This is a genomic window from Peribacillus sp. YIM B13472 (assembly GCF_042788005.1).
Lineage (GTDB): Bacteria > Bacillota > Bacilli > Bacillales > DSM-1321 > Peribacillus > Peribacillus simplex_E.
Genome location: NZ_JBHZPG010000019.1, coordinates 22915 through 36753, shown reverse-complemented (window position 1 = coordinate 36753; position 13839 = coordinate 22915). Strand labels below are relative to the sequence as shown.

Annotated in this window: 11 protein-coding genes, 1 pseudogene and 1 other annotated feature; of the genes and pseudogenes, 8 read left to right on the top strand and 4 right to left on the bottom strand. The window is 43.4% G+C overall.

Annotated elements, in window-relative coordinates:
- Positions 1 to 252: 252 nt before the first annotated feature.
- Positions 253 to 1656, top strand: coding sequence for a stage VI sporulation protein D (spoVID, locus tag ACFX4I_RS15545; protein ID WP_377421640.1), 1404 nt, complete (start codon positions 253 to 255; stop codon positions 1654 to 1656).
- A 94-nt stretch (positions 1657 to 1750) separates the two neighbouring features.
- Positions 1751 to 2821 carry a spore coat protein YsxE gene (gene ysxE / locus ACFX4I_RS15540; RefSeq protein WP_230303114.1) on the top strand — a complete coding sequence of 357 codons (1071 nt, stop codon included), beginning with the start codon at positions 1751 to 1753 and terminating at the stop codon, positions 2819 to 2821.
- A 56-nt stretch (positions 2822 to 2877) separates the two neighbouring features.
- Here ysxE and ACFX4I_RS15535 read toward each other — a convergent pair whose 3' ends face one another.
- Positions 2878 to 3069, bottom strand: coding sequence for a hypothetical protein (locus ACFX4I_RS15535; RefSeq protein WP_309518650.1), 192 nt, complete (start codon positions 3067 to 3069; stop codon positions 2878 to 2880).
- A 222-nt stretch (positions 3070 to 3291) separates the two neighbouring features.
- Positions 3292 to 3520 (top strand) — a binding site (T-box leader).
- Positions 3521 to 3563: 43 nt separating this feature from the next.
- Between ACFX4I_RS15535 and ACFX4I_RS15530 the strand changes: the two genes are divergently transcribed.
- Positions 3564 to 6215 (top strand): valine--tRNA ligase, encoded by a 2652-nt coding sequence (locus ACFX4I_RS15530; RefSeq protein WP_377421639.1) that lies wholly within the window; start codon positions 3564 to 3566, stop codon positions 6213 to 6215.
- Positions 6216 to 6288: 73 nt separating this feature from the next.
- Here ACFX4I_RS15530 and ACFX4I_RS15525 read toward each other — a convergent pair whose 3' ends face one another.
- Together ACFX4I_RS15525 and ACFX4I_RS15520 are read right to left on the bottom strand one after the other, a co-directional pair.
- Complete coding sequence (locus tag ACFX4I_RS15525) at positions 6289 to 7131, bottom strand: ATP-grasp domain-containing protein (protein ID WP_230303111.1); 843 nt, start codon at positions 7129 to 7131, stop codon at positions 6289 to 6291.
- A complete protein-coding gene (locus tag ACFX4I_RS15520) occupies positions 7100 to 8041 on the bottom strand; it encodes an ATP-grasp domain-containing protein (protein ID WP_377421638.1) in 942 nt (313 codons plus the stop codon). Before ACFX4I_RS15520 ends, ACFX4I_RS15525 begins: the two co-directional genes overlap by 32 nt.
- Positions 8042 to 8139: 98 nt before the next feature.
- On the opposite strand from ACFX4I_RS15520, the gene ACFX4I_RS15515 reads away from it, so the two are divergent.
- Complete coding sequence (locus ACFX4I_RS15515) at positions 8140 to 9429, top strand: bifunctional folylpolyglutamate synthase/dihydrofolate synthase (RefSeq protein WP_377421637.1); 1290 nt, start codon at positions 8140 to 8142, stop codon at positions 9427 to 9429.
- A 26-nt stretch (positions 9430 to 9455) separates the two neighbouring features.
- Here ACFX4I_RS15515 and ACFX4I_RS15510 read toward each other — a convergent pair.
- Positions 9456 to 9738, bottom strand: a pseudogene (locus ACFX4I_RS15510) (transposase); the annotation flags it as partial.
- Between the two features lie 488 nt (positions 9739 to 10226).
- Here ACFX4I_RS15510 and ACFX4I_RS15505 point away from each other — a divergent pair.
- The 4 genes from ACFX4I_RS15505 (at position 10227) to radC (ending at position 13762) form a co-directional block, all read left to right on the top strand.
- Entirely contained in the window at positions 10227 to 10979 is a 753-nt protein-coding gene (locus ACFX4I_RS15505; protein WP_377421635.1) for a prepilin peptidase, read from the top strand.
- 307 nt (positions 10980 to 11286) lie between these two features.
- On the top strand, positions 11287 to 12261 hold the full coding sequence (locus ACFX4I_RS15500) for a hypothetical protein (RefSeq protein ID WP_377421633.1): 975 nt from the start codon (positions 11287 to 11289) through the stop codon (positions 12259 to 12261).
- Positions 12262 to 12453: 192 nt separating this feature from the next.
- Positions 12454 to 13023, top strand: coding sequence for a Maf family protein (locus ACFX4I_RS15495; RefSeq protein WP_283932009.1), 570 nt, complete (start codon positions 12454 to 12456; stop codon positions 13021 to 13023).
- Positions 13024 to 13087: 64 nt separating this feature from the next.
- Positions 13088 to 13762 carry a RadC family protein gene (gene radC / locus ACFX4I_RS15490; protein ID WP_202311677.1) on the top strand — a complete coding sequence of 225 codons (675 nt, stop codon included), beginning with the start codon at positions 13088 to 13090 and terminating at the stop codon, positions 13760 to 13762.
- The last annotated feature ends 77 nt before the right edge of the window (positions 13763 to 13839 follow it).

The following is a 13839-nucleotide window of genomic DNA, read 5'->3' as shown; positions in this document are numbered from 1 at the left end:
GTAGAAGAACGAATTAATACGAAATAATTGGTACAAGTCCCGAATGAAGATAGGCCGAATCATGCCGGATTTTTCAGGCAGATTGATACAATCCAGCTTAATTTTAGCCTGAAAATTGAATCTCCTTCTTTTTAAAAGGCTTATGAAATATGAGGAGTATTGCAAATTAATTTAAGGAATAATCAGCTTCCTTCCTTCATAGATTGATATTGGTATAGGTACCGTTTCCTGAAGCTGAAAGGAGGAGTTGTCTTGTCGCAAGAAAATGAATCGTATTTACGATTTTCTTTAGAGGAATCCGTTTGGTTCCAGAAGGGACAGGAAGTGGCTGAGCTATATTCCATTTCCCTTGATCCAAATGTGGCGATTCAAGAAAGTGATCAATATGTTTTTATACGAGGCTCGTTAGATTTAAGCGGTGAATACAAAGGCTCGCAAAATGGTGAAGAAGAGGAGTTTTCGCAGACCTTTTTGCCAAAAGCGGTTCAAAAGGTCGAGAGGCATCTCGATGGACTTAATGAGTTCACGCACCGTTTTCCGGTTGATATAACGATTCCGAATAATCGGATTGCCTCATTGGATGAGGTCGATGTCTCGATTCAAAGCTTTGATTATGCCATGCCAGAGCATAACTGTTTGAAATTGCAGGCGGACCTTTTGATAACCGGAATCTATAATGATTCATTTGTGGAAGAACGTTTCGATACCGGGCAGGAAGTTGGGGAAACAGAGGAACAGGAAGAAACGGATGGGGAAAATGAGTCATATATTCCTTATGCAGCTGCAGTGCCGCCAATTCCGGATTTTCAGCCTGTTTTCCGTGATGAGGAGGAAGAAGAGTTATATGCGCCTTTTTCTGCGGAGGCAAAACGAGTTTCTGAAGCAAACGAAGAAGAAGAAGAAGAACCGATTTATTTAAGCGATCAGCATAATGCCCCAGTTTTTGAAATGCCCGTTTCACCATATCCTGAAGAGGAGGAGTGGGAAACGGAAGTGCATAGAGAGGAAGAAGCTGTAGAAGAAGAAGTAATTGGCGATCCGCCTGACTCCACGGAAAAGGTACCTTCAATGGGAGAGGCGAAACTGGAGGAAGTACCAAGCAGGCAGGATTCCATGGAGAAGATGGAGATTCCTAGGGTGACATTGAGGGAAGAAGTAGTAGAAGAGCCAAGTCTTGCAACCAAGCATCAAAATAGCCCAGTTTCAAATTTAGAAACAGAGGATGTCATCCGGCAGGGAGAAGATGACGTTGCAGCGGGTCCTATCCTTAATGAGAATGTGAAGGTGGAGCAGGAAGAGGAATCCACTTCGTCCATAAGCGATCTATTCAAAAAGAGGGAAAGACCTGCGCCTCCGGCTAAGGAGGGTAAGAATTTCAAAGGCAGGAAACCAGCCGCGGAACGTGATGATAAAGAAACGGCCGATCATGATGAAAAGCAGCTATCCATCATGGATTTATTCGGACGGAAACAAGAAGAAGAATTGGTAAGGATGAAAGTTTGCATTGTTCAGCAAGGGGAAACGCTTGATGACTTGGCTCAACGATATGATGTTACGGTTCAATCGATACTTTTCAGCAATGAATTGGAGTCGAATCAGAACGTGCATGAAGGGCAAGTCATCTATATACCGAAGGCGGTTGCATATAAGAATTGACCAGGACAGAGAGCAGAGCATATGGTCTGCTCCTGTTTTTTAGGTGCTAGAGAAACGGATCGTTTAGTTTTTTCAGAGAAAGTGAGTGAGTCTCGTGAGGGAAAACGAGAATCAGCAGCCTGCCAATCGGGATCGGGACACGGAGACCGTATTGAAGGAATATGCCCTGTATGTACAATATATTGAGGACTTCGGACGTGTAAAAAAAATATACAGTGATCGCGGTACATTTGCCTTGAAATCCATGTTACCGCAGAACGGCATTAATTTTATCAAAAATGTTCAAAAATTGTACCATCGAGGCTATAACCGGATCGTTCCCATTTATCAAACGATGGATCAGCGTTACGCCGTTCTTCATAATGGACGTTTGTATTACTTGATGCCCTGGCTCAATAATGAAAAGGACGGGGAGCGTGATGAAAAACATAAGCAAATGTTCAGGGAGCTTGCTCGAATGCATACACTTTCCGTTAAGGAAATACAAGTGGATATCGAGGAACGGGAAGCCCATTATGAGCGGACGCTTGATGCTTGGAATAACGAGAAGGACTTTATGGATGAGTATATTGTCAGCTGTGAAAAGAAGTGGTATATGTCTCCATTCGAACTGACGGTTTGTTCTTTCTACACTGATATTTCACAGGCACTGAAGTACTCGATCAAGAAGTTTGAAACCTGGTATGAAAAAACGAAGGATAGTGAAAAGGTTCGAACCGTGGTCACGCACGGAAAGGTTTCCATGAAGCATTTCGTTTATGATGAGCGGGGATATGGCTACTTCATCAATTTTGAGAATTCGAATACGGCTCCGCCGCATTTCGATTTACTGCCATTTCTCGTTAAATCGGCAAGGACCTATCCTGTCCAATGTGATGACTGCGTTGACTGGCTATATAACTATTTTCGTTATTTTCCGTTGAAAGAAGAAGAATTGCTGCTCATGCAAAGTTATCTGGCATTCCCTGGGTCAGCGTTGGAATTAGTGAAGGGTTACTCCGATGGCAGGGGTCATCGTTCAGAGCTTGATAATGTTACACAACTGCAGCGGCAATTTTGGCTTTTGAAAAATATTGAATATATGGTGATGAAAATCGAAGAAATCGAACAGCAGAAAAAGGCTGCTGCCGAGGCTGCCAAAGAAGAACAATCCCCCCCAAGCTAAATATACATGATTGGATCATCTCCAGTCATGTATATTTTTTTGCTGTAAGGGAATACTTAAATCCAGTCGAAATACAAAGACAAGGCCAGGAAAATAAAGGCGATTAACAGGAGCATATCGAAGAAAGTCGGGAAAATCAACGTACGTAATCCTTGGAACACAATAAAGGGGACGATGAACTGCTGGCAGACACCGCGGAATTTCTTCACCCAAGGCGGTAAAGTATAGGGAGTATATCTTCGCTTCATATTATTACCTTCCTTTTTAGGACTTATTATATTCTATGGGTGGGCAGTGGAAAAGGTGAAACAGCCGTCACATTCACTGTTCCTGGAGGATAAAATAAAGAAAATGAACTTGAATGGTATCAAATGGGATGATTCCTGAGAAAGTAAGCGAAAAGATGATTGACTGGAGCCACATGTTTTCTATATACTATATGCATTCAATGATTTTACATATGAATATAAATCAACGCAAAGACCGGAAATAGTAAGATGAAATGCGCTTTTCAGAGAGGAAACCAAATTGGTGCGAGGTTTCCAGGCGGCAGCATCCGAAGTCGTCCGCGAGCAGTCTTCGTGAACCTCTTAGTAGCGAAGGCCGGTGAAGAGCCGTTATCCGATTTGAGAGCCGAAAGAGATTTTTTTCTTTTTCGGAAAAAAGGTGGCACCGCGAACAACTTCCTTCGTCCTTTTGTGATGATGGAAGTTTTTTTTATGCCCAAAAAGGAGGAAATGATATGGAAGAGAACCAAATTTCTATGCCGACTAAATATGATCCGCAGACGATAGAGAAAGGCCGCTACAAATGGTGGCTTGATGGAAAGTTTTTCGAAACGACGGGTGACGATAAAAAAGAACCATATACGATTGTCATCCCGCCGCCTAACGTGACAGGTAAGCTTCATCTTGGCCACGCTTGGGATACGACGCTTCAAGATATATTGACACGCATGAAGAGGATGCAAGGCTATGACGTTTTATGGTTACCGGGCATGGACCATGCCGGTATCGCCACTCAAGCGAAAGTAGAACAGAAACTTCGTGCGGAAGGCGTGAGCCGTTATGACCTTGGGCGAGAAAAATTCGTCGAAGAGACATGGAAATGGAAAGAGGAATATGCGAGCCATATCCGTGAACAATGGTCAAAGCTCGGTCTTGGACTTGATTATACACGTGAACGCTTCACTCTTGATGAAGGGCTTTCAAAAGCTGTGCGCGAAGTGTTCGTTTCGCTTTATAACAAGGGCTTGATTTATCGCGGCGAATATATCATTAACTGGGATCCATCAACGAAAACGGCGTTATCCGATATCGAGGTTATTTACAAAGATGTGCAGGGCGCCTTTTACCATATGAAATATCCTTTGGTTGACGGATCAGGTGAAATCGAAATTGCCACCACCCGTCCAGAAACGATGCTTGGCGATACGGCTGTTGCTGTACACCCTGAAGATGACCGTTATAAACACTTGATCGGCAAAATGGTCCGCTTGCCAATTACAGGCCGGGAAATCCCGATTGTCGGTGATGATTATGTCGATATGGAATTCGGTTCAGGCGCGGTCAAAATTACTCCGGCTCATGATCCGAATGACTTCGAAATCGGGAACCGTCACGATTTGGAGCGCATCCTTGTCATGCATGAAGATGGCTCGATGAATGAAAAGGCTGGTAAATATGAAGGCATGGACCGTTTTGAATGCCGGAAACAAATCGTCAAGGACCTTCAGGAAGAAGGAGTGCTTTTCAAAATCGAAGATCACCTTCACTCAGTAGGCCATTCAGAGAGAAGCGGTGCTGTTGTTGAACCATATCTTTCGACTCAATGGTTCGTTAAAATGCAGCCGTTGGCTGATGCATCCGTTGAGCTTCAAAAAGGAACCGATGAGGAAAAAGTTCATTTCGTACCGGACCGTTTCGAAAAAACGTACCTGCATTGGATGGAAAATATCCGCGACTGGTGCATTTCCCGTCAGCTTTGGTGGGGTCACCGCATTCCAGCCTGGTACCATAAAGAAACAGGTGAAGTGTATGTAGGTCACGAAGAGCCTGCGGACGCTGAAAACTGGGAACAAGATACAGATGTTCTTGATACATGGTTCAGCTCGGCATTATGGCCGTTCTCGACTATGGGCTGGCCTGACAAGGACAGTGTCGATTTCCAACGCTACTATCCAACCGGGGCACTTGTGACAGGCTATGATATCATTTTCTTCTGGGTATCACGGATGATTTTCCAAGCTCTTGAGTTCACGGGCGAACGTCCATTTGAAGATGTGCTGATCCACGGACTGGTTCGTGACGAACAAGGACGTAAGATGAGTAAATCGCTTGGCAATGGTGTCGATCCGATGGATGTCATCGATCAATACGGTGCCGATTCCTTGCGCTACTTCTTATCCACGGGCAGCTCGCCAGGGCAGGACCTTCGTTATAGCACGGAAAAAGTGGAAGCGGTTTGGAACTTCTCCAATAAGATCTGGAACGCATCCCGTTTTGCTTTGATGAACATGAATGGCATGACTTATGACGAAATCGATTTAAGCGGTGAGAAGTCTGTAGCCGATAAATGGATCTTGACGCGTTTGAATGAAACGATTTCAAACGTAACCAGACTTGCGGACCGTTATGAGTTTGGTGAAGTGGGCCGTGTGCTTTACAACTTCATTTGGGATGATTTCTGTGACTGGTATATTGAAATGGCGAAGCTTCCGCTATATGGCGAAGACGAAGCAGCTAAGAAAACGACGCGCTCGATCTTGGCTTATGTACTGGATAACACGATGAGATTGTTACACCCGTTCATGCCATTCATTACGGAAGAAATCTGGCAGAACCTACCGCATCAAGGTGAGTCCATCACTGTTGCCGCTTGGCCGGAAGTGAATGAAGAGTTGACGGATACAGCTGCAGCCGAGGAAATGAAGCTGCTTGTTGAAATCATCCGCTCCGTCCGTAATATCCGTGCTGAGGTGAACACACCGCTAAGCAAAAAAATCAATTTGATCTTAAAAGCGAAAGATGAGTCCATCTTAGGGACATTACAGAAAAACAGCAGCTATATCGAGCGTTTCTGTAATCCTGAACAATTGACGATTGGAATCGAAGTCGAAGAACCTGCTCAAGCCATGACAGCTGTCGTAACTGGCGTAGAACTAATCCTTCCGCTTACAGGACTGATCAATATTGACGAAGAAGTGAAACGTCTTGAAAAAGAACTCGACAAACTTAATAAAGAGGTTGAGCGCGTACAGAAAAAATTGGGCAATGAGGGCTTCGTTAAAAAGGCGCCGGCAAGCGTCATCGAAGAAGAACGTGCCAAGGAAAAAGACTATAGCGAAAAACGCGACTCTGTAATCCACAGGATCAGCGAACTGAAACAACTGTAAAACAAAAGGATGAACCAGCTTGAAGCCGGTTCATCCTTTTTGTGTTTACACGCTATTTAAGAAAAATATTCCGTTAGGAGGATATTCTTTCTTTTATGAATGTAAGGTACTCCCGTACGATATTCATATCACTTAGTGCACTTAATGTCCGGCTGCCGACGACATCCTCGATTTCGTTGAGCATGAGGCTGCCATCTTCCGCAAAAATGAAATCGATACCGACCATGCCACAATCAAACGACCTCATTACTCTTTCAACAAGGGCTAATTCAGAAGCAGTCAGCTCATATAGAGAAGCCGATCCGCCCAGCGTATAATTTGCCTTGAAACTGGAAGCGGATTCCCTAAGTACAGCACCCATCACTTTGTTCCCAACCACAAAGACGCGGATATCCCTTCCGAATATGCCAGGTTTTTGGACTATCCAGTTTCCATCATTCAGTTCGGCAAGATCATCGGCATGCTCGATTAAATATACTTGTTTCCCGCCGCGGCCACGTGTTTCTTTAGCAATGAAAGGGAACTCCATGTCATCGGCACTCGGCCTTCCGTTACAATATACGGTATCGGCCATTGGAATCCCGAGCGAGGACAAATATTGATGCGTCTTTGCTTTGTCATTCGCGATTTCCGATACGAAGGAGGAGTTAAAGCAAGCAATCCCCAGTTGCTCAAGTTGCTTTGTGAAAAAAGGGTCGATGGTCCGGACGATAGCAAAGTCCGGCAATGAAATTGGATGTTTCCCATGTTCCACGTACAACTCGTTGAAACGATGACCGATCCTAAGGTCTTCCCGAAAGTGAAAGTGTAAATCAAGATCAAGCTTACTTGCTTCGTCAAGCATCCAATCTATGTATCCCTTATTTTTCAAGGCATCCTCACGGTTATAAATCAACCAGCCTGCTTGTTTTTTCATCAGATGCACTTCCTTTTCCTAATTCTTTCAAGATATAATCGAACATGCTATCAGCGATGTTGATGCCTGTACATTCATAAATATTCAGTAAATGCGAATTCGAATTCACTTCGCACAAAAGAGGACCTTCTTCACCGAACAACAAATCGACGCCAGCGAAGTCGGCACCCAGAAATTGCGCACATCGGATGGCAAGTTGTGCTTCTTCACTGGTAGGTATATATGGTGCAGCCTGCCCCCCGGCAGTCATATTAGCTCGGAAGTCTTGCTCGGAATGGCGTTGCATCGCTGCTATGACTTGATTGCCCACGACATTCACACGAATATCCCGACCTTTACTGTGCTCGATGAATTCCTGGAGTATAAATGGTTTGTGGCCAAGATTACGGATCGTCTTTAGTAACTCATCCTCTGTTTGGATTAAATATACTTGTTCCCCAAAAGAACCGTATGCTTCCTTAACGACAAGGGGATACCCAAGTTCATTGCCGATTTGTATGAAAGCATCCATATTGACCCTTTCAATCCCTTCGTACGTAAAAGGGGGAAATATCGTTTTCGGCATCGGTATGCCATGCCCGGTCAATGCTTGATGAGTTTTTGCTTTGCTGTCGCAAATATCGATCGCTGTACTGCTGTTATATACGGGGATGCCGAGCAATTCCAAATGGCGCGCCAAATGAATGTCTTTATCCATGAACAGGACAAAATCAGGCAGCTTATCAAAGGCTCCTTTAAGCAGTGGCACTCCTTTTTCGATTATGGGAATGAGATCTGAATTGCGGATAAGGGTTGCCATGATATCTTTCCTTTCGGCCGCCTCTTTAATGAACAAAGCTAAACTGGAAAACTTATCATGCTGTAAATAGCCGTTAACGACAATCCAACAGTGGAAATCTGAAGGTTTCATGGTAAAACACTACCTTTCATCTAGGTTAATCGTTCATATATTGATAAAATAATCTTAACGCATAAGAGCGGTATAAAGAAAGAGGAGGCTCAACGATAATGGTTACAACCATGAAAGAAATCAATCATTTTTTTGAACGGCGCCAAGTTCAATTGGGCATGAATTTTGGCCTATCACGGATGGAAACATTGTTAACTGAATTAGGTGACCCGCACAAGGCGCTAAAGTATATTCACATTGCAGGATCCAACGGGAAAGGATCAACACTGCAATATATTAAAGAAATCCTGCTTGCCCAAGGCATTCGGGTCGCTTCCTTCACTTCGCCTTATTTAATACGGATGAATGAGCAGCTGAAGATAAAAGAGGATGAAATCAGTGATAAGGATTTTATCGCTGTCTTCCGGGAGCTTTGGCCGATCATCCAAGAGATGGACAGGAAGGGGAATGGTCCCACTCAGTTCGAAATTTTGACTGCGATGGCATTCTCTTATTTTAGCAAAAAGGAAGTGGATTTGGTTTTGATGGAAACCGGTTTGGGAGGCAGGCTCGATACAACGAATGTCATCCAGCCGTTTCTTTCGATCATTACCTCGATTTCTTTGGAACATACGAACATCCTGGGAAACACACTTGGGGAAATTGCTTTTGAGAAGGCGGGCATCATTAAAAGCGGGGCGCCGATCATCAGCGGAGTCACAGCCGGGGAACCAGCAAAAGTAATTGAAGAAAAAGCTTCGTCATTAGGCGTACCTTATTACCAATTAGGCAAAGACTTTCATGTCGGCAAAATAAAGCAAAGTGAACGAGGGCAAAGTTTCTCCTTTTCGCTTGCAGACAGGTCCATCGAAAATGTGGAAATGAGGATGTTAGGGCGTCATCAAATGGAGAATGCGGCACTGGCCATTGCTGCTGTCACATTAGGAATGGAAAATATCGATGAAAGAAGCATACTTAAAGGAATAGGGGAAGCGAAATGGGATGGCCGCTTTGAAAAAATATCGGATGAGCCGTTGGTGATCATTGATGGTGCACATAATCCTGCCGGCATCGACGTACTGAAGGAAACGCTAAAAGTGCATTACCCCGACTATAAGTACCGATTTGTATTCAGTTCATTTAAAGATAAAAATTATTCCGAGATGCTTCATGGACTGGAAACGGAAGCGATGGAAATCATCATTACCGAATTCGACCATGAACGGGCGGCGGATGCGAATACGCTTTATGAAAAGTGCAGCCATCCAAATAAAAGTATAAACAGGGATTGGCAGGCGGCAATAACGGAGGGCAGAAGGAAAACAGGGGAAAAAGAGATTCTTGTCATCACAGGGTCCCTTCATTTCCTTTCACTTGTAAGGGAGTTCCTGATCAGAGAAGATGCCTAAAGGGATGTGGCTTTACCGGACTAATTATTTTTCCCGAATGTTGAGAAATGAGGCGCTTTATCATGGGAACCAAAGCATAAGAACCACCGGTAAGCCATATTTGTTTCAACTTCTCAATTGTTTTGCGCATTGAACGAATACTGAAGGTATATTGAATGAAAGTCAGTTTGACTAATATAACTGGATCAATACTTGGGCGTCCCTATCTCTGAATACATATTTACGAAACAAATGGTTCGCAGGCACCAGTTGATCTAAAGTAATCATTTCAAGTTGATCATGCTGAATAGAATCATATTTAGAAAGCATCCTCATCACCTCAAGTTTTAATAATTCTATTTTAAAACAATAAAGACTTTAGGCAAAAGGGTTCTATCTATAAGTTAAAACAAAGTTGATTGGGGCGGGTGTACGAGACTCCTGCTTAGAAAAGCGCGTCCAGGGGAGGCAAAGGCGCCGAGGAGGCTCCTGGACCGCCCGCGGAAAGCGAGTGCCTGGAGAGGAAATCAACGTTCAAATTGAGAAAAGGATCTTTTCAAAGGTCCTTTTCTCTTGTTAACAGAGTCTCTTGAAAAGAAAAAACTCTAATAGAGTGATTGATAACAAATCACCAAGTATATTTGTTAAAATATGTTTATATATTGATTCTATATGACTGATGAATAGTAGGATCTACTTAATAAAATAACGGGAGGAATGATAATCATGAAGAACCGTAGTGATTATTACATAGCGGAAGGGACTTTTATATTAGGGTTTCAAAGAAAGGCAATCGAATCCTCATGCACATTGTATAAATGATGGTTATCCATATCTATCTCTTCGTTTTGGGCTTGATTTTAGGCTCATTCTTCAACGTTGTCGGTTTAAGTGTTCCAGCTAGTCATTCATTTGCGAATCGTCGCTCCGCCTGCCCTTCTTGCGGGCGTACATTGACATTCTTCGAATTGATACCGGTTATTTCTTATATGTTGCAAGGTGGGAAATGCCGTGGCTGTAAAACAAGGATTTCACCCCTTTATCCGGCAGTGGAAATGCTGACCGGTGTTTTGTTTACCTCTGCTCCCATATTCCTTGGCTGGTCGAACGAACTCTTGATTGGCTGGACATTGATTTCATTATTTATGATCATCTTCGTGACTGATGTCGCCTATATGCTCATACCTGATAAAATACTGCTTTTCTTTACGGTGATTTTTATCGTTCTAAGAGTCTCATTTCCGCTGTCGCCCTGGTGGGATTCAATTGTCGGGGCAGCGATTGGCTTTAGCCTGCTGCTATTGATCGCTGTCGTGAGTAAGGGTGGCATGGGTGGCGGTGATATCAAGCTATTTGCAGTGATTGGCTTTGTATTGGGAATGAAGATGGTGCTATTATCGTTTCTTTTTGCGTGCTTTTATGGGGCATTCCTTGGCATCATCGGGTTGCTGACCGGAATCCTAAAAAAGAAAACACTTATTCCTTTCGGACCGTATATCGTTTTTGGGACATTGACTGCTTATTTTTGGGGCGATTCCCTTTTACATTGGTATGTAACTTTTTTAAGATGAGCTAAAAGGGCCATCCTAATGCAAGAGGAATTTGTCAAAAATCACCTGAACGATAGCACAGTAGGGAACTATCCCCAAATGGCTGCAAGTGAAGATGACAGGAAAGAGGAATGTATGTAATTGGTGAGAGGCGATATTGAATGGTTCATGAACCGGAAGTACCAGTACCTGGAAATCCCGTTTGGTTACCCATATATGAATAGGGAAATTTGACGAAACCTATTAATGACAAGACGACAAAAGTCTTGTTATTTTTTTTTACCTCTATGTTAGGATGAACAAAATGATCTGGAGGGGAGGAAAAAAATTGGTCAAGCCGGAACAAAGCAAGGGTGTAACGATTAAAATAAATGGGGAAGAAAAAGTATTTCCAGATAAAAAGATTGAAAGTCAAGAGGCGGCGAGTAAGGAGCAGGAACAGGAACACACAGATGAGAGTTTCGAATGGATACTCCCTGAGGATTCAAACGAAAACAAAATCGTATTGGTTCCCTCACCGCCGAAGACTAAAATGCCGAAGTTCATCGGTTTTGGCACCAGTTCGCTGAAAAGCTCGGATAACAGACCGATCAAGACATTCATGATCGCTGTCATTTGTGCCGTTTTTTTTGGGTCGATTCTCGGCTTGATCGCCGTTAAAACGATTACAAAGGAAAAAGCAGAAGTATCTTCGGTCGAGACCCCGATTCCAACGGAAGCCACTGTTGAGGATAAAAAAGCGGCAGTGACTGAACCAGGAAACCAGCTGAAGACATTCCTTGTACAGGGAGGAGTATTCAGCAGCGAGGATGCAGCAAGGCAAATACAAAAGAAAATCATTGAAAAGCAGGTTCCCGCTGAAATTTTCAAATTGGAAGACAGCTATTATCTATTCTTGGGATCGGCAGAGAGTCTAGCTTCAAGTAAGGAGCTGGCCTTGTTCTTAAAGTCCTATAATGTGGACGTATATTGGAAGGAAATCAATTTTGAAGCGGCTGGGACAAGCCGGGAAGATGAGAAAACCCTCGATAAGATGAAGGCAGTATATGCTTCGTTGGCAGAAACATCCGCAACAATGCTTCGTGGAAAGGAAGGGACGGTAAACGAAGAAACCCTGAAAAAAAACATGGATGAACTGAAGGCAGTGAAATTATCGCCCGAGTTTTCGAAAATGAACGATGACCTGACTGCTGCCGCAAAGTCGATTGACGAATATGGGACTTCCCAAAATGAAAAAAAGCTATTCCAGGCTCAAGAAAGTCTGCTTGATTTTTTATTGAATTTCCAAAACATATCGAGTTAAGTAAAAAAAAAAGGGGGGCTGCCTAATGGGACAAGCTCCCCAATATGAAACCATCTGTGACACCTTTTTTATTTTCCGGGAAATACTTACAGGCATTTGTCGATTCCTAGTAAACAATAATTGTGGATTGCACCATAATTTGATAGGATAGATATTGTATCTCCCTATGTAAAGAAAGGTGACTTTTATATTATGCAGCCATTGATTTTAGCTTCTTCATCACCACGTCGTAAAGAACTTCTACAATTTCTTCAAATCCCCTTTGAAAGCATGAATTCCAATGTCGATGAAAGTATTGATGAAAACATGTGTCCTGATGCAGCGGTGAAAGAACTGGCCTCCCGTAAAGCGGAAGCCATCGCAGCAAAATTTCAGGAAAGCTGGGTGATCGGCTCGGATACCGTTGTTGTCCTTGATGGTGAGATATTGGGCAAGCCGACAAGCCGGGCGGATGGAAAAAGAATGCTGGAAATGTTATCAGGACGGACACATGAAGTATACACAGGTGTCGCCATCCTATTCGGCAAGCATCGCAGAGTATTCGCAGAAAAAACGGAAGTGACATTTTGGGAGCTGCCAGAAGCTGAAATCGATCGTTATCTGGATAGCGGGGAACCCTTTGACAAAGCTGGCGGCTATGGGATTCAAGGATACGGATCTCTTCTTGTCGAACAAATCAAAGGGGACTATTTCTCAGTCGTCGGGCTTCCGGTCTCAAGACTGGCCCGGGAACTTAAAGCGATGCAGGAAGAGTTAGGATAAGATAATTTGATTTCGTCTGGCATCTTCCCTTTTCTAAGGAAGGGTTGATCTTTTGAGCGAAAAAATGTTAATACGGGATTACCCGAAAGAAGAGCGGCCGCGCGAAAGGTTTCTGCAGGACGGGCCGCAGAGTCTCTCCAATCAGGAATTGCTTGCTTTGCTACTCAGGACGGGGTCAAGGGAGGAGTCAGTCCTGCAACTATCCGGCAGACTCATCAATTCCTTCAAGGGCCTGCGCTTGCTAAAAGAAGCCACTGTGGAAGAACTGACCGTGATCAAAGGGATTGGTGAAGCAAAAGCGATTCAAATCCTGGCCTCTGTCGAACTTGGCAGGAGAATTAACAATTTGAATGATCAAGACCGTTATGTGATTCGATCTCCTGAAGATGGAGCCAACTATTGCATGGAAGAAATGCGGTTTTTATCACAGGAACATTTCGTCTGTCTCTATTTAAATACGAAAAATCAAGTGCTTCAAAAAACTACGGTATTCATCGGCAGCCTCAATGCCTCGATCGTGCATCCGCGCGAGGTCTTTAAAGAGGCTTTCAAAAGGTCCGCTGCCTCTATCATCTGTCTTCATAACCACCCCTCCGGAGACCCCTCTCCCAGCAGAGAAGATATTGAAGTGACGAAAAGGTTAGTCGAATGTGGTAAAATAATCGGGATTGAAGTATTGGACCACATCATTATCGGGGAACATAAATATGTTAGTTTGAAGGAAAAAGGTTATTTATGACACTATCAAAATTTTTGACGATACGATATAATATTGTTTATGATTTTTAAAAGAGGAAACTTTTTCAAAACTCTTAT